A 20,213-nucleotide genomic window follows, 5' to 3' on the forward strand; every position below is an offset into this window, starting at 1 on the left:
GGACGACCATGGGGGACAAGACCCTGACGCGGATGGACTTGAGCGAAGCGGTGTTTCGCGAAGTGGGTCTGTCGCGCAACGAGAGCGCCGATCTGGTCGAGGCGGTGCTGCAGCACATGTCCGATGCGCTGGTCTCGGGGGAGCAGGTCAAGATCTCGTCCTTCGGCACTTTCTCGGTCCGGGAAAAGGCCGCGCGCGTCGGGCGCAACCCCAAGACGGGGCAGGAAGTCCCGATCCAGCCGCGCCGCGTCCTGACCTTCCGCCCCTCGCACCTGATGAAGGACCGCGTGGCCGCGGGCAACAAGCGCTGAGGCGCCGCAGATGCCCAAGTCCCGCGACGCGTTCCGCACCATCTCGGAGGTGGCAGAGTGGCTTGATACCCCGGCGCATGTGCTGCGCTTCTGGGAAAGCAAGTTTACACAGGTAAAGCCCGTCAAGCGCGCTGGCGGACGCCGCTACTATCGTCCGGCAGACATGGAATTACTGGCCGGAATCAAGAAGTTGCTGCACGAAGACGGGATGACCATCAAGGGCGTCCAAAAGGTCTTGCGCGAACAGGGCGTGCGCCATGTCTCGACCCTCTCGGGCATGTCGGCGGACGCCGATGGCGACGCGGGCGAGTTGATCGAGGATGCCCCCTACACCGAGGTTGCCGTCGAGGAGGCCACGGATACGCTGATCCAGTTCCCGCAGCAGGCCGTGGCACAACGCTCCGAGCCGGAACTCGAACCGGAGCCGGAACCGGAGGCGGCAGAGCCGGTGATGGCCGAGGCGGCGATGCAGGACGATCCCGAAGACGTCGCGCAGATGGCGCCGGCCGAAGAGGCGGCCGAGGCCATGGACCAGCCCCCGGAGGACGATGCGCCCGCGCCACAGGAAGACGAGCCCGAGGCGGTCGAACCGCCAATGGTAGAGGCTGTACCTGCCGAGGCTGTGGCCGACTCGCCTGAAGACCCGGCCGTGCCCGACGCGCCCCAGGTCGAGACCGCGCCGGAGGAAGACGCCCCCCTTGCCGCTGCAGACCTGCCCGAGCCGCCCCCCGAGTCGCCGGAAGCCGAGCCCGTGACAGCGGAACCCGAGCCGGAGGCGCCCGCGCCCGATATCGCCGCCGAAACGCCGGCGGAAACCACCCCTGTCGATGCATCGGAAGCGGAGGTGGAGGCCGATCCCGTCGAGGTTGCCGCCGAGCACGACACCCCGGAGCCGGCCGCTGTTCCGGTAGCCCCCGAACTGCCGCTGGGCGCGCCGCCCGCCCGGACCAGACCGATCGACCTGCCGGACTTCGATGCGCCCCGCCCGGCCGCACGGGCCGCCCCGCGTCCGCCGCAGGTTCCCGACAGCGGCGCGCTGACGCGGATCGCCGCAATCACCGCCCTGTCAGAGCCCCGGCGCACCGCGCTGGCAGCCCATCTTCCGGCGCTTGAGGCGCTGCGCGACCGGCTCTCTGCCCCCCTCGACTGAGCCTCCGAATTTTCCTGCCCGGGGGGTTGCTCTTGGCGAAAAATAGCGTAAGAACGCCGGACAAGTCGGGCTATGGCGCAGCCTGGTAGCGCGTCCGTCTGGGGGACGGAAGGTCGCAGGTTCGAGTCCTGCTAGCCCGACCAAATCAAAACACCCCAATAAATACCCCTGAATACATCGACTTGTGCGACCACCCGCCAGAGGTGCAGTCGACCAGATCGCCTATCTTGATCTATGCTGGCACCGCCCGCAGACGCATCTTGCGCGCGCCTCTCCTCCCTGCCCTTTTGACGGCCTCCAGGACCTGCCTATGCGCAACGGGTCTCCGGTGCGGCGCCTGCAGCAGTCTCGGTTCGCCGCGCCCGTCACCTGTTGCGTGTTGCCCGGTCCACGAGACTGCCTGCCCAACTTCGCCGATTGGCCAAACCCGCTGCCCCGATGGGGATTCGCCGGGGCGCAGGCGCAGATGACGCTGATCCCGATCGCCAGGGTTCTCTCCGACCTGATGACCGGGGCGCTGTCCGCGCTGCCGGCCGAGGTCTTCTACGTCGACACCGCCCCGCATGGCACCGACACGACCTGTTTGCTTGCCGCCATAATCACTTGCCAGGCGATCTACGGCGTGTTGGTCCACCCGCTCCCGCCGTTGCACCTGCCGGACGATCACGGAGATCAAGACGCACGCTGCTTCGTGGTCGATCCCGAAATCACCAGCCTCGACCGGTGTATTTCGGCGCGCTGCCCGACGCCGTGGCCAGAAAGGTCACGCCCGATTTCCTGAACGATTCCGGTCCGGTCTGACCCGGCGGACCTGACGATGCTTTCGCCATCCGCTCCGACCGCTCCATCGACGCGCCCGGTGGCGGCATCTACGCCCTGCGCCTGACATCGGACCTGTCGTCGCGGGTCCATGTCGATGGCGCGCTGGTGCTGGACACCCAAGGCGGCGTGCCCGAAGAGACGCGGGTGGCCGACGTCGCGCTGACCCCGGGACAGCACCTGTTGGACGTGCTGTATCGCGTCGTGGCCGGGAGGCCTCGATGCAGGTCGACTGGCTCCACATCGCCCCCTTGCCCACCATAACGTTACCCTCACAACCGCCCGAAGCCACCGTTGCGCGGGACCGCGGTCCTGAGAGCGCCCTCGCCGAGACGGAAATCGAGGCCCTGCTGGAGATGCTCCTGCCTCACCGCCACCGGCACGCACCAGAGCACACCGCCGAGGACGCCGTCCTGGACCTGCCGCACGTCCGGCAACACCTCGACGACCAGTTCATAGCGCCGGGCCGTGCGTTTTACTCTCCCCTTGGCGGCATGTGCTTGCTAAGACGGGCAAAACGGGGGAACGCGATGACCGGGGTGCTTGCCAGCCAACAGATCGACGCGCTGATCGCCAGCGGCGCCATCCGCGCCGACCTGCCCTTTGTCGAGGGCCAGGTACAGCCGGCCAGCCTTGACCTGCGCTTGGGTCCGGTGGCCTACCGCGTGCGGGCCTCGTTCCTGGCCGGACAGGGGCGCCGCGTCGCCGACCGCATCGCCGACTTCGAGATGCACCGCATCGACCTTGCCCAGGGCGCGGTGCTGGAAAAGGGCTGCGTCTACCTCGTGCCACTGATGGAATCCATCGCCCTGCCCGACGACATCCAGGCCATCGCCAACGCCAAGAGCTCGACCGGGCGGCTGGACCTGTTGACCCGCGTCATCTGCGACGGCGGGGTCGAGTTCGACCGCATCGCGCCGGGCTACGACGGGCCGCTCTACGCCGAGATCTGCCCGCGCTCCTTCTCGGTGCTGGTGCGCCCGGGGATGCGGCTCAACCAGATCCGCTTTCGCAAGGGCCGCTCGGTCCTGACTGACACCGAACTGACCGCCCTGCACGCGACTGACACGCTGGTCGGCGGCGGCCCGGCGGTGATCGACGAGGGGTTGGGCTTTTCGGTCGACCTGATGCCCGGTGCGGGCGGCCTTGTCGGCTACCGCGCCCGTCCGCACACCGGGGTGATCGACCTCGACCGCATCGGCGCCTACGACCCGCGAGACTACTGGGACGAGCTGCGCGCGGACAATGGCCAGCTGATCCTCGACCCGGGCGCCTTCTACATCCTCGTCAGCCGCGAGGCGGTGCACATCCCGCCCGGCTATGCCGCCGAAATGGCGCCCTACCTGGCCATGGTGGGCGAATTCCGGGTGCATTACGCGGGGTTCTTCGATCCGGGATTCGGCCACGCGGCGGCGGGCGGCGCGGGCGCGCGCGGCGTGCTGGAGGTGCGCTGCCACGAAGCGCCCTTTGTCCTGGAACACGGCCAGATCGTCGGCCGGCTGGTCTACGAGCGGATGTCCGAGGTGCCCCGCCAGCTTTATGGCGCGGGCATCGCGTCCAACTACCAGGGCCAGGGGCTGAAGCTCAGCAAGCATTTCCGCAGTGCCTGACCGGCAGCGCGGCGCTCACGGAACCTGTCGGCCAAAAGAAGGGCAGGTCACCGTCGAAGTAACACCCGCCCCCGTGGCTTCTTCTTGGTCCAAATACCTCCGGGGGTGAATGGACCGCAGGTCCAGAGGGGGCAGCGCCCCCTGGCCCGGTCAGAAACGCCTTGCCTGCCTCGCGGCGCGGCGGGCCTTTTGCATGGCATCGCCTGCCTGTTTGCCCTGCGCGCCACGGCCAAAGGTCCGGGACATGCCGGCGTCGATGCCCTTGTTGACCAGCCGCCGCAGCACGGTGCGGAGGATCATGTTGAAGATCTGTTGCGCGTTCATGTCCGTCTCCTGTCGTGTTTCCACGAAGGATACCTTGCGAATGTGCCGGATTTCGGGCGGATTTCAGTCCTCGAACAGCTCGCTCTGCCCTTCGTCCGCGCCTTCCTCGGCATCGAGATCGCCCTCGCCCGGTTGCGGCACGCCCAGCGGTGAGGGGCGGCTTTCCAGCAGTCCGGCAGCGCGCAGGTCCGCGAGGCCGGGCAGGTCGCGCGCCGATTCCAGGCCGAAGTGATCCAGAAAGCTCTGCGTCACCACGAAGGTCACCGGGCGGCCCGGCGTCATCCGCCGGCGGCCAAAGCGGATCCACTCCATCTCGAGCAGCTGGTCCACCGTTCCGCGTGACACCGACACGCCGCGAATCTCCTCGATCTCGGCCCGGGTCACCGGCTGGTGGTAGGCGATGATCGCCAGCGTCTCGATCGCGGCGCGCGACAGCTTGCGCGTCTCCACCGTCTCGCGCTGCATCAGAAAGCCGAGGTCGGGCGCGGTGCGGATCGCCCAGGCATCGCCCACGCGCACCACCTGCACGCCGCGCCCCTCGTAGCGTTTGCGCAGGTAGACCAGCGCCTCGGCCGCATCGCAGCCGTGCGGCATCCGGTCGTTGAGGTCCTTGACCGTCACCGGCTCGGTCGAGGCAAACAGGATCGCCTCGACCATGCGCTCCTGCTCACCCATGACCGGGGCCTCGAACAGGCTGTCGCGCGGGGTGGTCTCGACCTCGTCGCCTTCGGGCGTGTCGGGCGCGTCAGTCATCGCGTTTCTCCTTGCGCCGCATCAGGATCGGCGCGAACGTCCCGGACTGTTTCAATTCCGCCTTGCCCTCTTTCACCAGTTCCAGCGAGGCGGCAAAGGTCGCCGCCGTGGCCGAGCGCCACATCACCGGGTCCTCGCCCCAGCCGTCCGGCAGGTAGCTCTGGATATCCGTCCACTGGCCGGCAAAGCCCAACATGCCGCGCATCCGTTCCAGCGCCTGTTCCATCGTGAACACCCGGTCGCGGTCCAGCACGAAGGGGCGGAATTCGTCGCGGGTGCGGATGCGCGCGTAGCCCTGCATCAGGTCCAGCAAGGTCGCGGTGTATTTCACCCGGCGCACCTGTTCCATGGCTTCCGGCAGGCCGCGGGCAAAGAAATCCCGCCCCAGCTGGTCACGTCCCATCAGCCGGGCCGCAGCATCGCGCATCGCCTGAAGGCGCTCCAGCTGGAACGCCAGGTGCGCGGCCAGGTCCTCGCCCGAGGGACCGTCCTCGGACGGGTCGGGCGGCAGCAGCAGGCGCGATTTCAGGTAGGCCAGCCAGGCCGCCATCACCAGGTAATCGGCCGCCAGCTCGATGCGCAGCGCCTTGGCCTGCTCGACGAACTTCAGGTACTGCTGCGCCAGGTGCAGGATCGAGATCTTGCGCAGGTCCACCTTCTGCGTGCGCGCCATGTTCAGCAGCAGGTCCAGCGGCCCTTCGAATCCGTCCACGTCCACCACCAGCGCCTCGGCGGCGAGACGGTCGGTGACGGAGAGGGTCATCATGTCTGGGCTGTCGGGGTCGTTCATGCGCGCTCGGGCGGCGTGTCCGGAAGGGTCAGGCCCGCAGCCTCAGCCGCAAGCGCCGCGATGTCAACCGGCGCAGGCGTACGGCGGGCGGCCAGGGCATTATCGGCCCGGCGCTGGCCCTCGGCGTCCATCGGGCCCACGGCCCGGGCGATGGCGCGCATCTCGGCGAGGTCGCCGTTGCAGTGCAACACCACGTCACATCCCGCGGCGCGCGCCGCCGCTGCCCGTTCGGCAACCGTGCCGGACAGCGCCTGCATCGAGATGTCGTCAGTCATCAACAGCCCGCCAAAGCCGATCTGGCGGCGGAGGATGTCAACCATCACCGGCGAGACGGTGGCCGGGCGCGGGTCGATCGCCTCGAACACCAGGTGGGCGGACATGCCCAGCGGCAGGTCGGCAAAGCGTGCGAAGACGGCGAAATCCTGTGTGTCGAGCAGGTCACGCGGGGCGTTCACCCGGGGCAGGTCAAGATGGCTGTCCAGCGTGCCCAGCCCGTGCCCGGGCATGTGTTTCATCACCGGCAGCACACCGCCATCCAGGCAGCCCTGCACCACGGCGCGGCCATGGCGCACCACGGTGTCGACGTCGCTGCCGTAGCAGCGGTTGCGCAGCACGGCGTGGGTGTCCGGGCGGGCGATGTCCAGCGTCGGGATGCAGTTGCCGTCGATACCCAGCGCGCGCAGTTCATGGGCGATGATCCGGGCGCGCAGGTAAAAGGCGCGCTCCGCCCCCGGACCGGTCGCATCCTCCAGCGGCGGGCGCCAGCTGCGCGCCAGCGGCGGGCGCAGGCGCTGGACGCGGCCGCCCTCCTGGTCGATGAAGATCGGCGCGTCGTGCCCGGCCGCCGCGCGCAGATCGGCGCATAGGGCGCGGATCTGGTCGGCGTCCTGCAGGTTGCGGTTGAACAGGATGAAGCCGAACGGCTTGCTCTCGGCATAGAGAGTTCTTTCCGACTCCGAGAGGGCGGTGCCGGCGCAGCCGAAGATGACCGCGCCGAAGCGGCTCACCGCGTCACCACCGGGATGCAGTCCACGTTCTGCGCGACAAAGGCGGCGCAGAAACGGCGCGCGTCGGACAGGTCACCAAAGCCGTGCGCGCGGAGGCGGTAGAACACGCGTCCGCCCGAGGTCGCGCGCTGGATCACCCGGTCCTTGCCTTCGAGGTATTCGCCAAAGCGCTGCTCCAGCCGGACCCATTCGGCGCGGGCGGCATCGGGGCTGTCAAAGGCGCCGATCTGCACCAGCCGCGTGCCGGTGGGCAGCGTCTCGGGTTCGATCTCGGTCACTTGGGTCGCCGGGGCGACATCGCGGGCCGAGGCGCGCGGCCCGTCGGACAAGCCCGCCGGCCGCATCTTGGGGCGCAGCGACTGCGCGAGACCCGGCCCGCTGTAGCGCACCGGCTCCGGCTCTGCCAGCGGCTCTTCTCCCGCATCGTCGGCCAGCACGGAGGCCAGCGCGGCGGTGATCTCGTCCTCGGCCTCGGGCAGCAGCGGGGTCAGCGGCTTGGACGCTGCGGCGATCTCGTCGGCAAGTGCCGCAAAAGCACCTTCGAGCGCGGGTTCGGCCGATTCCGGCACCGGATCGCCCTCCGGCACAAGTGCTGCGACCTCGGCGTTTTCCGCCAGGGACGCATCGAAGGCTGCGGGCTGCATCATTTTCAGCGCGCTCAGCGCCACGTCGTCCGCCTGAAGACCCGCGGGCACCGGCGCCAGCACCAGCCGCTCCGCCGGATCGGCCGCAGCCCCCTGCCCGGCCACGGCGTTGACCGCCAGGCCCTGGTGATCGGCCAGCGTGCCGCCCGGATCCTCGGGCGCGACGCGCATCGGGCCGGACACCGCCTGCACGACGGGAATGCCGCTGACATCGCGCGAAATGATGCCGTAGCTCCAGACACCGATCCCGGCGACCAACGCCAGCGACAGGACCGCCCCGGTCCAGTTCGCAACCGTGGCCATCCTGACCGGAGACGGGGCCTGACCGGCCCCTTCGTAGGTGAAATCCGCCATCTCTGCCTCATGTCCCCTGACGGTACGTTGCCGTCAAAGTGCGTTGCTGCTCGTATTCGAGAACCCGGCGGCGGCGCCTGTGATCAGCGCATTTCTTCCACCGGGGTCACCCCCAGGATACCAAGACCTGCGGAAATCACAACCGCGCTGGCGCGCGCCAGCGCGATTTTCGCTTGTGTTGCGGCAGGAGTCCCCTGCAGGAAGCGCAATTCCGGCTGATCGTTGCCGCGATTCCACAGTCCGTGCAGGTCGGCGGCCACTTCGGAGAGATAGGTGGCGATGCGGTGCGGTTCGTGCGTGCGGGCGGCGATCTCGACCAGACGCGGCCATTCTGCCAGCTTGGTCGCCAGCGCCAGCTCGGACGGGTGGCTCATCGACGACAGATCCGCCGCGGCCAGCGCCGCGTCGCTGACGTCGACGCCCTCCTCGGCCGCCTTGCGCAGCACCGAGCAGATCCGCGCGTGCGCATATTGCACGTAGAACACCGGGTTCTCCTTGGACTGCTCGACCACCTTGTCAAAGTCGAAGTCCAGCGCCGCGTCGCTCTTGCGGGTCAGCATGTGAAAGCGCGCCACGTCCGGCCCCACCAGGTCCACAAGGTCGCGCAGGGTGACGAAGGTGCCCGCCCGCTTGGACATCTTGAAGGGTTCGCCGTTCTTGAACAGCTTGACCATCTGGATCAGCTTGATGTCCAGCGGCACGCGGCCATCGGACAGCGCGGAAACCGCCGCCTTCATCCGCTTGACATAACCGCCGTGGTCAGCGCCAAAGATGTCGATCAAGAGGTCATAGCCGCGCTGCACCTTGTCATAGTGATAGGCGATGTCGGGCGCGAAATAGGTCCAGCTGCCGTCCGACTTCATGATCGGGCGGTCGACGTCGTCGCCGTGGGCAGTGGATTTGAACAGCGTCTGCTCGCGCGGCTCCCAGTCCTCGGGGGTCTTGCCCTTGGGCGGCTCCAGCACGCCGCGATAGATCAGCCCCTTGTCGCGCAGCGACTCGATGGCCGCCTCGATCCTGCCGGTGCCATACAGCGACTTCTCGGAAAAGAAGTGGTCCATCCGGACGCCCAGCGAGGCGAGGTCGTCGCGGATCATGTCCATCATCTGCGCGATGGCGAATTCGCGCACCGGCTCCAGCCACTCGGACTCGTCGGCCTCCAGCCAGATGTCACCGACCTTGTCCTTCAGCGCGTCACCCACCGGCTCCAGGTATTCGCCGGGATAGGACTGCTCGGGCCAGTCGACGGTCAGGTCATGCGCCTCGAGGTAGCGGTTGTAGACCGACCGGGCCAGCACATCGACCTGCGCGCCGCCGTCGTTGATGTAGTATTCGCGCGTGACGTCATAGCCCGCGTAGCCCAGCAGGCTGGCCATGGCGTCGCCCACGATGGCGCCGCGCGCGTGGCCGACGTGCATGGGCCCGGTCGGGTTGGCCGAGACGTATTCGACGTTGACCTTCTGCCCCTTGCCCAGGTCCGACCGGCCATAGGCCGCGCCCGCCGTCAGGATCGTCTTCGGCAACCCCTGCCAGACCGATGCCGAAAGCCGCAGGTTCAGGAATCCCGGCCCCGCCGGTTCGGCGCTGGCGATGCGCGGATCGGCGCGCAGCTTGCCGGCCAGCGCCTCGGCGATGTCGCGCGGCTTGGCCCCGGCGGGCTTGGCCAGCACCATGGCGGCATTGGTCGCCATGTCGCCGTGCAGCGGGTCGCGCGGCGGTTCGGTGGTGACGGGATCGGTGTTCAGGTCCGCGGGCAGCGTGCCTTCGGCCTGCAAGGCGGCGATGCTCTCCAGGACGAGCGTGCGGATATCGGAAAACAGGTTCATGTCAGGGCTCCAGACTTGGCTGGTCTGTACCACTTTGACCCGCAGGGTCAAATGCCCTGCGGCCCGGCCCCTGGGTCAGGCCGGCGCGTCGCCCTCCGCCGGCGGTCCGCCGGCCTGCCGTTCCGCCCGCTGCGGCATTCGCGCCAAGAGCCGCGCGCCCGGCTTGCCGCCCGGAGCATCCTTGGGACCCAGCAGGCGCAGCGTGCCGTTGGGGCCAAGCTCGGCCATGACCACCGCATCGGGCTGCGCCGCGCGCCAGTCTTCCAGGGTGAATTCCTCGGTCAGCCGGGTGACGCGGAATTCGCAACCGCCGGACAACGCGGCATTGGCCTCGAAAAACGTCTCGTCCGGGCCAAAGGCACGCCCGCCCAGCGTGGCCGGCAGGGCATGACGGCTGGAGGCATCGCGCACGCGCTTGAGCTGAAAGATGTTCTCGCGGCCGAATTCCGGCGCGAGGTCGGTCGCGGCCAGGGTGTTGTAGGCGTCGTTGTCGCTGGCGCAGATCAGCTTTTCATAGGCCACGAACTCCACCCGTTCCTCGGCCACCTCGGACAGGATGTCGCCGTAGAAGGTGGTCAGCCCGGCCTCGCGCGCGCTGCGCAGGTGCGAGTTGTTGGGGTCGGCGATGATGACAGGCACCTCCATCTTCTTGAAGGCCGCGCCCAGGTCCACCGCCCATTTCGACCCGCCCATGATGATCACCCCCGGCAGCCGCGAGGCGGTCAGCCCCAGCAGCCGCGCCATCGGCGCCAGGGTAAAGCCGTGCAGCACCACCGTCGCCGCCACCAGCGCAAAGGCCAGCGGCGCGACACGGTCCGCGTCCGCAATCCCCAGCGCCACCAGCCGCTCGCCGAACAGCCCCGCCACCGCCACCAGCACCACGCCGCGCGGCCCGGTAAAGGCCACCAGCAGCCGTTCGCGCCATTCGACGTTGGTAAAGGCCAGCGCGGCCAGCACCGGCAGGGGCCGCGCCACCAGGATCACCGCCAGGACAAACGCCCCGGCGCGCCAGTCCAACACCGCCAGCCGCTCGAAACTCATGCCGGCCGCCAGCAGGATGAACACGCCCGACACCAGCAGCACCGTGGCGTGTTCCTTGAAACGGTAGATCTCGGCAAAGCTGGGCAGCCGCGCATTGGCGATCCACAGCCCCATGATGGTCACCGCCAGCAGGCCGGATTCGTGCAGCACGTGGTCGGCCACCGCAAAGACGCCCAGCAGGACCACGAACAGCACCGGCACCTTCATGTATTCCGGCACCCAGGCCTCGCGGAACGCCTTGACCACGCTCCAGCCCGCCGCCAGGCCCAGCGCGCTGGCCACCGTGATGCCCAGCGCCAGGTCGGCCACCGCCTCGCCCGCGCCGGTCGCGGTCTGCAACACCAGCACCACCTCGAAGGCCAGCACCGCCGCCAGCGCGCCTACGGGATCGTTGACGATCGCCTCCCAGTGCAGCAGGGCGGCGGGACGGCGGCGCAACCGCGCCTGCCGCAGCAGCGGCGCGATCACTGTCGGCCCGGTGACGATCATGATGCCGCCGAACACCGCCGAGGCCTCCCAGCTCAGCCCGGCCACGTAATGCAGCGCCCCGGTCGAGGCCAGCCAGCCCAGCGGCGCGCCGATCAGCACCAGCCGCCGCACGCCCTTGGCCGCGTCCGACAGGCTGTGCAGGTCCAGCGTGAGACCGCCCTCGAACAGGATGATCGCCACGGCGACGGCGATCATCGGTTGCAGCATGTCGCCGAACTGCGCTGCCGGGTCCAGCACGCCGGTGACCGGGCCGATGATCAGCCCTGCCGCCAGCATCAGCACGATGGCCGGCAGCCGCAGCCGCCAGGCCAGCCACTGGCTGCCGACGCCCAGCGCCCCGACCAACCCCAGGGCCAGGACTGTCTCCAGCCCCCCGGTGTCCGCCACTGCCATGTTCCGCGCTCCCTGCCCGCCTGCCTCGCGCCACCCTATGGCAGCCCCCGCGGAAACCGCAACCATGCGCCTGCGTCACCCCCGCCCCGGGCTTCTTCTCTGGCAAAATACCTCCGAGGGTGAGCCCCGGACCCCGTCCGGGGCGAGGGGGCAGCGCCCCCTCTCAGCCGCCTGTCTCGTCGCCCGGCCAGAGGTCCTCGAACACGTCGCGCCCGGTCAGCCGCGCGTGTTGCTGCAAGGCAAAGCGGTCCGTCATCCCGGCGATGTAATCCGCCACCAGCCGCGCCAGCACCGTCTCGCTCCCTGCCTGCGCGATGTCGCCCTGCCAGCGTTCCGGCAGCAGTCCGGGATCCCCCATGTAGATCGGGAACAGTTCATTCACCGCCTCTGTCACCCGTGCCCGCTGCGCCATGACCCGCGGCGCGCGGTACATGTTGGCAAACAGAAAGGCCCGGATCTGCCGCAGGTCGGCCCAGAGCGAATCGGAAAAGGCGATCACCGGGCGGCCAAGGTCGCGGATCTCCTGCGCCGTCTCGGCGCCCGACCCGGCGATGCGCGCGCGCGAGGTGTCGATCAGGTCCGCCACCATCGCGCCGAACACGCGCCGCAGCGCCTCGTGCCGGCGGCGGTAGGGGTCGAGACCCGGGTACTTGCGGTCAACCTCGGCATAGGCGTCGCGCACGATGGGCAGCGGCGAGATCTCTTCCTCGGTGAATAGGCCCGCGCGCAACCCGTCGTGCAGGTCATGGTTGTTGTAGGCGACATCGTCCGACAGCGCCGCCACCTGCGCCTCGGCGCTGGCATGGGTGTGCAGTTCCAGGTCGTGCCCGGCGTTGTACTCGGCCAGCGCGTGCGGCACCGCGCCGATCAGTTGCCCGTCCGGCCCCAGCTGGGCCACCGGACCGTTGTGCTTGGCGATGCCCTCCAGCGTGTCCCAGGTCAGGTTCAGCCCGTCGAAGTCGGCGTAGTGCCGTTCCAGCCGGGTGACGATGCGCAGGGTCTGGGCATTGTGGTCAAAACCGCCGTAGGGCGCCATCAGCGCGTGCAGCGCGTCCTCGCCGGTATGGCCAAAGGGCGTGTGGCCCAGGTCATGCGCCAGCGCGACCGCTTCGGTCAGGTCGCAGTTCAGGCCCAGCGCATTGGCGATGGTGCGCGCCACCTGCGCCACCTCGATGGAATGGGTCAGCCGCGTGCGGTAGAAATCGCCCTCGTGCTCGACAAAGACCTGCGTCTTGTGCTTGAGCCGGCGAAAGGCCGAGCAATGGATGATCCGGTCGCGGTCACGCTGATAGCACGAGCGAAAGGCGCTCTCCTCCTCGGCAAAGCGGCGTCCGCGCGTGCTGGCGGGCGTGCAGGCTGGGCTGGCGCGCATCTGTCCTGTCCCGAATGATCTGTCCCACGCGCCTCTTATCCCGCGGGGGCGGCGAAAACAACGGCGCGGCGGGCGCGCACATTCCCGCCGAACAACCGCGCGACTCACCCCCTGTCCGCATCCCGGCACCGCGACGGGCCATTTCCGCCGAAAAACGCCCACCGAACGATTTCAACGTGTTACGGGCGCGGCGACCGGCCGGACCTTATGGGGTTCCTTACTATGGTAGGTTGGGGGTGCATGTTAGATTCGTTTTCAAGTTTCTTGTCGTTCAATCCTTGGAGAAAGCCATGTTCAGCCCCCTTCGCAGCGTCGCCCTGTGCTGCCTTACCGCCGCCTTTCCCGTCGTCATTTCCGTCGATGCCGCCTTTGCCCAGGATCGGGCGGAGAGATGCAACCGTCCCGGCCCCTGCAAGCAGGTGAACGAGACACTGGTGCTCGATCCCAATGCCGAAACCGGCAAGGACCCGGGCACCGTCACCGTGTTTTCCAAGAACCCCGGCGTCGCCGCCCCCAACCCCAACGTCGCCGCCCCGGACCCGAACCGCAGCAAGCCGCCGGCCACCGGGGGGGACACGATCATCACCCAACCGATCAAGGTGCCCTCGCCCGTGCCATCGACGCCGCCGGCGGTCACCCCGCCGCCGAAAGTGGTCAACGCCGCGCCGCCCGCCACCCAGCCGCGCCCGCCGGCCGTGGTGACGCGTCCGCCGGCCACCCAGCCGGTGCTGACGCCCGGCACCGGTCCCGGCCTTGTCCTGCGCACTCCGCCGGTCGGCGCGCCCAACCCGCCCCTGACCGACCGTGTCCCGACCCGGACCAAGGCCCCGGTCGAGCCGACGCCGAGCATTGACGCCAAGCCGCTGACCGAAATGCCCTACATCACCTTCTCCCCCGCCACGCCGGACGAGAACTACGAGGTCTCGCTGGTCGACAACATGCGTGGCACCGGACGCCTGCGGGTGATGACGGATTACGGCCCGGTGTTCTGCTCCGGCTTCGTCTTCGGCCCCTCGGTGGTGGCGACCAGCTGGGCCTGCGTGCCGGGCGTGCTGGAGGACTCCCGCGCCTATGCCACCAAGATCGACGAAATCCAGATCGTGTTCGACCACATCTTCCCGGACCAGCGGCTGTGGACCGCGCGCGGCTATGAGCTGGTGCTCGACACCGAGCTGTCCAGCCGCGAGACCGGCCTTGCGATCCTGCACATCGCGGATGGCGAGACGACCTTTCCGGCGGATCGCATCCAGCGCGTCGGCCAGGCCCTGCCCGATCCGCGCGCACCGCTGTTCATGCTGTCCTACCCGCGCGGCGGCACCATGGCCCTGCAGCACTGCGGCGCACAGGATACCGATCCGGCCTACCTGCCCGAGAAGACCTTCGAGCACAGCTGCCTGAGCGAATCCGGCGACCTCGGCGCCCCGATCTTCGACGCCACGACCGGCGCCGTGGTGGGGATGCACCTCAGCCACGAGCTGTCGACCGGCCGCCGTTTCGCCACGCCGATGCTGGACCTGGCGAACTGGATCGGCACGCAGCAGTAAGCTCTGCCCCGCGCCAACGGCCCCCGCCCCTCACCGGGCGGGGGCTCTTGCTTGAAGGGGCTCCGCGGATGCATATATTCCGCAGGGACAGATGAAGAGGACACCATGCAGCTTCCGCCCAAAGTGACCGACCGTGCCTTTGCCCGCCTTTCCGAGATCGGCGCCGGGGCCGAAGGCAAGGCCCTGCGCGTCGCCGTCGAGGGCGGCGGCTGTTCTGGCTTCCAGTACGAGATCAAGCTGGACGCCCCGGCCGAGGACGACCTCGTGCTCGAGGATGCGGGCGAGCGGGTGATCGTCGACCCGGTCTCGCTGCCCTTCCTGTCGGGCGCGGTGATCGATTTCTCGGACGAGCTGATCGGTGCGCGCTTTGTCATCGAGAACCCGAACGCCACCAGTTCCTGCGGCTGCGGCACCTCCTTCTCCATGTGAGTGCGCCGCCAAGGCTGCGCAGATGAGTATTTTCAGAGAGAAGAAACCGAAAGGGGCGCCTGTGCCGGGCGCCCCTCTGTGTTCTTCTGGCTCAGATCACTCGGCCGGGATGACCTTGGGCCGCGCCAGCTGTTCCTCGAACACCAGCCAGAAGCCCGAGCCGACGACCAGCAGAACGCCCAGCCAGGTGCCGATGGTGGGGATCTCGTTGAAGAACAGGAAGCCGATGACCACCATCCAGACAAATTGCAGGTTCATCAGCGGCGTGGCGACATAGGCGGGCAGCAGGCGCAGCGCCTCGGCCACCAGGTAGCGCGCGCCGAACAGCGCCGCGGCATAGGCGGTGACCCAGCCCATGTCGGTCAGGTTCATCGGCTTCCAGACGAAGGGCAGCGCCACCGCCATGGTCACCATCAGGGCCGCGTTGGGCCAGAAGACCTGCGCCAGCGGCGCGCGCTCGGCCTTGGCGATGACACGCGCGGCCAGCATCGAACCGCAGCCCGAGAGTGCGGCCAGCAGCGCCCAGGCATGCCCAGCCTGCGCGCCCGACAGCCCGCCGGGCATCAGGAAGAGGATACCGCCGACCCCCAGACCCAGCGCCGCCCAGGCGGCCGGGCGCGGGCTTTCGTTCAGCACCGGACCCGACAGGGCGGCGGCGATCAGCGGGATCAAGCCGATGAACAGAAAGACATCGGCAAAGGGCAGCAGCCGGAACGCCTGGAAGAAGGCGACCGAGGCGACCACTGTCAGTGCCGACCGCGCCAGCATCGCCTTTTTCGAGCGGATGCGCAGGCCGGGGCCCTGCCCGTTCGTGCGCGTGCCCGCCAGGGCAAAGGCCATGATCAGCGCCGAGGACAGCACGAAGAGCTGCGGCGCGGCATAGCCTCCGGCGATGAATTTCGTGATCCCGTCCGCCGCGGCCATCATGCCGGTGAAGACGACAACCAGCGCGGCACCCAGCGCGGTGCCGGAGAGGGCCAGGCGGCTCATGCGCCACCTGCCCGGGCGAAGCCCTCGAAATAGGCGTCGAACAGGTCGCAGGATTGTGCCGCGACGCTGAGCACGTCGCGTGCCTGTGGCGACAGCGCGGGTTCCATCCGGGGCCGCATCCGCCCCCAGTCGCCCGAGCGGTGATCCATGCCGTAGATCGCCTGGCTGAGTTCGCGCAGGACGGTCTGCAACCGCGTCCCCTGTTCAAACCGCAATCGCGAGTCGTGCAAGGATTTGCGGAACAGCGGCGCGCCGACCACCGCCTGGTGCCAGTTGCACACCAGGTATTCGTGGTAGTCGTCGTTGGGGCTGCCCTGCGGATCGTCGTGCACCTGGTAGGCCGCGGTTTCCTGTTCCAGCCAGGAGGTCCAGACCGCCGGCGGCATCTGCCCGGCGTAGCGCAGGGCGATGCAGATCTCGGCCAGCAGGTCGGCGTTCTGGTCAAGGAACGCGGTCAGCCCGGCAAAATGCAGGCTTTGCAGCGCCGCGTTCGGCAGGTCCGGGTCGCGGCGGCCGTATTCCGACAGGTAGTAGACGATGTGCGTCAGCTCATACGCCGCCTTCTTGTTGGGCAGCGCAAAGGTCCGGGTCCGCGCGCAGAAGGCGCGCAGCCGGTCGTTCAGCCCGTCGTCGCGGACCGGGTCGACACCGCGGCGGGTCATCAGGCGGCGCGCCTCGGCGCGCTGCAGGTCGGACAGTTCGGCCTGGGCCAGCCCTTCGCGGGCGGCGAAATCCACCATCCGCTGCGCCTGGTCGCCCGGCATCCCGAGATCCTCTAGATCCAGCGCCAGCGACAGCAGAAAGCGGTAGTACTGCGGGAAGAACTGCAACCTCTGCACGGCCTGCGCGTAGAACCCGGCGTGGCGCGCCAGCGCCTCGGGGGTGACGCCCTGGCCCGTGCATTCGAGGATGTTCAGCAGCTCGGCGTTCTCCTTCAGCCAGAACACATCGTCGCCGTGGCGGCGGTGGTCGGCGAAGGCGCCCAGAAGCGCGGTGATCCGCGCCTCCAAGGGGGCGATCCGGGACGGGACGGTCAGGTGGATGACGTTGGTCATGTCAGATGTCTCCTCTGTCAGTCGGCAGAGCCTGTCGCGCCCCGCCCGGGTATCACCGTTCGGATCAGGCGCGAGTCGGGCCGGACCAGGAGGTGAAGGCCTGCACCGCGTCGCCCTTGCCTGCGTCGCCGGTCACCGGGCCGGACCACGAGGTGAAGGCCTCGACGTTGTCGCCGGTTTCACGGTCGCCGCGTGCCGGGCCGCTCCACGAGGTAAACGCCTGCACGTTGTCGCCGCGCTGTGCGTCGCCGGTCACCGGGCCGGACCACGAGGTGAAGGCCTCGACGTTGTCGCCGGTTTCACGGTCGCCGCGTGCCGGGCCGCTCCACGAGGTAAACGCCTGCACGTTGTCGCCGCGCTGTGCGTCGCCGGTCGCCGGGCCGGACCACGAGGTGAAGGCCTCGACGTTGTCGCCGGTTTCACGGTCGCCGCGTGCCGGGCCGCTCCACGAGGTAAACGCCTGCACGTTGTCGCCGCGCTGTGCGTCGCCGGTCACCGGGCCGGACCACGAGGTGAAGGCCTCGACGTTGTCGCCGGTTTCACGGTCGCCGCGTGCCGGGCCGCTCCACGAGGTAAACGCCTGCACGTTGTCGCCGCGCTGTGCGTCGCCGGTCGCCGGGCCGGACCACGAGGTGAAGGCCTCGACGTTGTCGCCGGTTTCACGGTCGCCGCGGGCCGGTCCGCTCCAGGAGGTGAAGGCCTGCACGTTGTCGCCGCGCTGTGCGTCGCCAGTCACCGGGCCGGACCACGAGGTGAAGGCCTCGACGTTGTCGCCGGTTTCACGGTCGCCGCGGGCCGGGCCGCTCCAGGAGGTGAAGGCCTGCACGTTGTCGCCGCGCTCGATATCGCCGGCTGCTGGGCCGCTCCACGAGGTGAAAGCCTCGACTGCATCGCCTTTTTTGATGTCTCCGCTTGCGGGACCCGACCAGGAGGTGAATGCTTCAACTGCATCGCCCGCATCGCGGGAGCGCGCCACCGGGCCCGACCAGCTGGTGAAGGCCTCGACCGAGGTGCCGGAGAACAGGTCGCCCGCGGCGGGGCCGGACCACGAGGTAAATGCCTCGACGGCGTCGCCTGAAAAGGCGCTCGTTTCCGATTTGGAAACGATTTCTTCAGGGCTTTGCATCTTGATGAGGGCAGTCATGGGTTTGCTCCTTGTCCAGGTTGAGCGCTATGCCCTTGAAATCTGCACGTAAAAAGCGTTTGCAAAAAAGTTAATTCTTGTTAAGGTTGTTTAAGAGAGTCTTTATCCACAATTCCGATTCGCGCAGGCGTTTCGAATTGCAATACAATGCAGGTTATCCACAGGAATCAATTTCTTGGGGATAATTTCTGACTTTGCAACGCAACGGCCATTTGCAAAGTCAAAAACCCCGAATCATCCCCGAATCACGTGAGTTCAAGCGCCTGGTTTGTGACGCGCAGACGCGGGTCCGCGGAGGCTTCGGCACGGATCGACTCAAATTGCTGACAGTCTGACGCCCAAGCGCGTCGCTTGACCCCGCCCGCGGGTCCTGCGAACCATGAATTGCAAACCCTGCGAAAGGACGCCCCATGAAGATCGCCACCTTCAACGTGAACGGCATCAAGGCCCGGTTGAACGCGGTCACCGACTGGCTGGACGAGTCGCAGCCCGACGTCGTGCTGTGCCAGGAGATCAAGTCCGTCGACCAGGGTTTCCCGCGCGAGCCGTTCGAGGACCGGGGCTACAACGTCGAGACCCACGGCCAGAAAGGCTTCAACGGGGTGGCGATCCTGTCCAAGCGCCCGCTCGAGGACGTGCGGCGCGGACTGCCGGGCGACGACAGCGACGAACAGGCGCGCTGGATCGAGGCGACCGTCATGGGCGACCACCACGCCGTGCGGGTCTGCGGGCTGTACCTGCCCAACGGCAACCCCGCCCCGGGGCCGAAATACGATTACAAGCTGGCCTGGATGCAGCGGCTGGAGGCGCGCGCGCGCGACCTGCTGGCCGACGAGATGCCGGCGCTGATGGCCGGCGACTACAACGTGATCCCGCAGGCCGAGGACGCCGCCCGCCCCGAGGCCTGGAAGGACGATGCGCTGTACCTGCCGCAGACCCGCGCGGCGTTTCGCCGGATCCTGAACCTCGGGTTCACCGAGGCGTTCCGCGCCCGGACCGAGGCGCCGGGCTACTACAGTTTCTGGGACTACCAGGCCGGCGCCTGGGAAAAGAACAACGGCATCCGCATCGACCACCTGCTGCTGACCCCTGCCGCCGCCGACCTGATGACCGATTGCCAGATCGACGCCTTCGCGCGCGGGCGTGAAAAGCCGTCGGACCACGTGCCGGTCTGGATCGACCTCGCGGCCTGACCTGCGCCGATACCCGCAGGGGGCGTCTTGCACCTCCGCCAGTATCGCCCTATTTTTGTCGGAAACACAGAACGAGCGGAGCCGCCCATGCCCATGCACGCCCAGGAAATCGAAGATCTGCTGCGCCAGTCCTTCCCCAATGCGCGGATCACCGTCGAGGGCGATGACGGCGTCCACATGTCCGCCCTGGTGATCGACGAAAGCTTTCGCGGATTGAATCGCGTCCAGCAGCAGCGCGCGGTCTATGCCGCGCTCAAAGGCAAGATGGACGGCTCCAACGGCGCGCTGCACGCGCTGGCCCTGACAACCAAGGCGCCCGACTGAGGCGCAACCCAGCAAAGGAACATCCATGTCCGCGCAAGACCAGATCAAGCAAACCGTCGAGAGCAACGATGTCGTGCTCTTCATGAAGGGCAACAAGTCCATGCCGCAGTGCGGCTTTTCCAGCCGCGTGGCCGGCGTCCTGAACTACATGGGCGTCGATTTCCGCGACGTGAACGTGCTCGAGGACGAAGGCATCCGCCAGGGGATCAAGGATTTCTCCGACTGGCCGACCATCCCGCAGCTTTACGTCAAGGGTGAGTTCGTCGGCGGCTGCGACATCATCACCGAGATGACCCTGTCGGGCGAACTGGACCAGCTGTTCGACGCCAAGGGCGTGACCTACAACAAGGATGCGGCCGAGAAGATCCGCGAAGCCAACGCCTGAGCGCGTGGCGATGTTCCGGCACGGAACCTGACAGCGGGCAGCCTTCTGCCCGCTTTTTCTTTTTAAAGCACCCCGCCAAAAACCTGAATCGTTGGGATTCCCATGAGAGCTGAATTGTGATTCATCCTGTTTGGGAGGATGGATCATGTCGGCACCTTTACCGGAAGCTCTTCGGGCGCGGTTTCAGAGATTGATTGAAGAAGGGTTAAGCGGGCGTGCGGCTGCGTTGCGGCTGAAGGTGTCGCCTGCCACTGGGGCGCGTTGGG

General features: G+C 68.1%; 20 protein-coding genes and 1 tRNA gene. 10 read left to right on the forward strand and 11 right to left on the reverse strand.

The features are described 5' to 3' along the window. Positions 1-8: 8 nt before the first annotated feature. The 5 genes from ihfA (at position 9) to MAA8898_RS15720 (ending at position 3,890) form a co-directional block, all read left to right on the forward strand. Entirely contained in the window at positions 9-311 is a 303-nt protein-coding gene (gene ihfA / locus MAA8898_RS15700) for an integration host factor subunit alpha (protein WP_094021974.1), read from the forward strand. Positions 312-321: 10 nt separating this feature from the next. Continuing rightward, positions 322-1,461, forward strand: a complete 1,140-nt coding sequence (locus MAA8898_RS25840; RefSeq protein WP_141194872.1) for a MerR family transcriptional regulator — start codon at positions 322-324, stop codon at positions 1,459-1,461. A gap of 66 nt (positions 1,462-1,527) precedes the next feature. After that, positions 1,528-1,604: transfer RNA gene (locus tag MAA8898_RS15710), tRNA-Pro, on the forward strand. 323 nt (positions 1,605-1,927) lie between these two features. Next, positions 1,928-2,242, forward strand: coding sequence for a hypothetical protein (locus MAA8898_RS15715; protein WP_141194873.1), 315 nt, complete (start codon positions 1,928-1,930; stop codon positions 2,240-2,242). Positions 2,243-2,810: 568 nt separating this feature from the next. Further along, positions 2,811-3,890 carry a 2'-deoxycytidine 5'-triphosphate deaminase gene (locus MAA8898_RS15720; RefSeq protein ID WP_094021976.1) on the forward strand — a complete coding sequence of 360 codons (1,080 nt, stop codon included), beginning with the start codon at positions 2,811-2,813 and terminating at the stop codon, positions 3,888-3,890. Between the two features lie 150 nt (positions 3,891-4,040). On the opposite strand, the gene MAA8898_RS26295 is transcribed toward MAA8898_RS15720, so the two are convergent. The 8 genes from MAA8898_RS26295 to MAA8898_RS15755 all read right to left on the reverse strand — a co-directional run bounded on the left by MAA8898_RS26295 (position 4,041) and on the right by MAA8898_RS15755 (position 12,883). Further along, positions 4,041-4,214, reverse strand: a complete 174-nt coding sequence (locus tag MAA8898_RS26295) for a hypothetical protein (RefSeq protein WP_176445186.1) — start codon at positions 4,212-4,214, stop codon at positions 4,041-4,043. A gap of 63 nt (positions 4,215-4,277) precedes the next feature. Further along, on the reverse strand, positions 4,278-4,967 hold the full coding sequence (gene scpB / locus MAA8898_RS15725) for an SMC-Scp complex subunit ScpB (RefSeq protein WP_094021977.1): 690 nt from the start codon (positions 4,965-4,967) through the stop codon (positions 4,278-4,280). Further along, a complete protein-coding gene (locus MAA8898_RS15730; RefSeq protein WP_094022002.1) occupies positions 4,960-5,733 on the reverse strand; it encodes a segregation and condensation protein A in 774 nt (257 codons plus the stop codon). Before MAA8898_RS15730 ends, scpB begins: the two co-directional genes overlap by 8 nt. Positions 5,734-5,753: 20 nt before the next feature. Further along, entirely contained in the window at positions 5,754-6,764 is a 1,011-nt protein-coding gene (locus MAA8898_RS15735) for a glycoside hydrolase family 3 N-terminal domain-containing protein (protein WP_094021978.1), read from the reverse strand. Beyond that, a complete protein-coding gene (locus tag MAA8898_RS15740) occupies positions 6,761-7,762 on the reverse strand; it encodes an SPOR domain-containing protein (RefSeq protein WP_094021979.1) in 1,002 nt (333 codons plus the stop codon). The genes MAA8898_RS15735 and MAA8898_RS15740 overlap by 4 nt, the downstream gene beginning before the upstream one ends. Positions 7,763-7,845: 83 nt before the next feature. Next, on the reverse strand, positions 7,846-9,588 hold the full coding sequence (gene argS, locus MAA8898_RS15745; RefSeq protein ID WP_094021980.1) for an arginine--tRNA ligase: 1,743 nt from the start codon (positions 9,586-9,588) through the stop codon (positions 7,846-7,848). A 75-nt stretch (positions 9,589-9,663) separates the two neighbouring features. Further along, positions 9,664-11,511, reverse strand: coding sequence for a cation:proton antiporter (locus tag MAA8898_RS15750; protein WP_094021981.1), 1,848 nt, complete (start codon positions 11,509-11,511; stop codon positions 9,664-9,666). Positions 11,512-11,674: 163 nt separating this feature from the next. Beyond that, a complete protein-coding gene (locus tag MAA8898_RS15755; RefSeq protein ID WP_094021982.1) occupies positions 11,675-12,883 on the reverse strand; it encodes a deoxyguanosinetriphosphate triphosphohydrolase in 1,209 nt (402 codons plus the stop codon). Between the two features lie 290 nt (positions 12,884-13,173). Between MAA8898_RS15755 and MAA8898_RS15760 the strand changes: the two genes are divergently transcribed. Then, complete coding sequence (locus MAA8898_RS15760; RefSeq protein WP_094021983.1) at positions 13,174-14,427, forward strand: trypsin-like peptidase domain-containing protein; 1,254 nt, start codon at positions 13,174-13,176, stop codon at positions 14,425-14,427. Positions 14,428-14,532: 105 nt separating this feature from the next. Then, entirely contained in the window at positions 14,533-14,856 is a 324-nt protein-coding gene (locus tag MAA8898_RS15765; RefSeq protein ID WP_094021984.1) for a HesB/IscA family protein, read from the forward strand. Between the two features lie 96 nt (positions 14,857-14,952). Here MAA8898_RS15765 and MAA8898_RS15770 read toward each other — a convergent pair whose 3' ends face one another. From MAA8898_RS15770 to MAA8898_RS15780, 3 genes are all read right to left on the reverse strand, one after another. After that, a complete protein-coding gene (locus MAA8898_RS15770) occupies positions 14,953-15,846 on the reverse strand; it encodes a DMT family transporter (protein ID WP_094021985.1) in 894 nt (297 codons plus the stop codon). Continuing rightward, positions 15,843-16,901: a DUF6902 family protein gene (locus tag MAA8898_RS15775; RefSeq protein ID WP_094021986.1), complete on the reverse strand. Its 1,059-nt coding sequence runs from the start codon at positions 16,899-16,901 to the stop codon at positions 15,843-15,845. The genes MAA8898_RS15770 and MAA8898_RS15775 overlap by 4 nt, the downstream gene beginning before the upstream one ends. Positions 16,902-16,965: 64 nt before the next feature. Then, entirely contained in the window at positions 16,966-18,045 is a 1,080-nt protein-coding gene (locus MAA8898_RS15780) for a DUF6749 family protein (RefSeq protein WP_094021987.1), read from the reverse strand. Positions 18,046-18,455: 410 nt separating this feature from the next. Between MAA8898_RS15780 and xth the strand changes: the two genes are divergently transcribed. The 3 genes from xth (at position 18,456) to grxD (ending at position 19,947) form a co-directional block, all read left to right on the forward strand. Then, entirely contained in the window at positions 18,456-19,238 is a 783-nt protein-coding gene (gene xth, locus MAA8898_RS15785; protein WP_094021988.1) for an exodeoxyribonuclease III, read from the forward strand. An 87-nt stretch (positions 19,239-19,325) separates the two neighbouring features. Continuing rightward, positions 19,326-19,562, forward strand: a complete 237-nt coding sequence (locus MAA8898_RS15790; RefSeq protein WP_094021989.1) for a BolA/IbaG family iron-sulfur metabolism protein — start codon at positions 19,326-19,328, stop codon at positions 19,560-19,562. Between the two features lie 25 nt (positions 19,563-19,587). Beyond that, the gene (gene grxD, locus MAA8898_RS15795) at positions 19,588-19,947 is read left to right on the forward strand and encodes a Grx4 family monothiol glutaredoxin (RefSeq protein WP_094021990.1); all 360 of its coding nucleotides are present in this window, start codon (positions 19,588-19,590) and stop codon (positions 19,945-19,947) included. The last annotated feature ends 266 nt before the right edge of the window (positions 19,948-20,213 follow it).

Origin of the sequence: Antarctobacter aquimaris (assembly GCF_900184945.1) — a bacterium.
Classification (GTDB): domain Bacteria; phylum Pseudomonadota; class Alphaproteobacteria; order Rhodobacterales; family Rhodobacteraceae; genus Maliponia; species Maliponia aquimaris.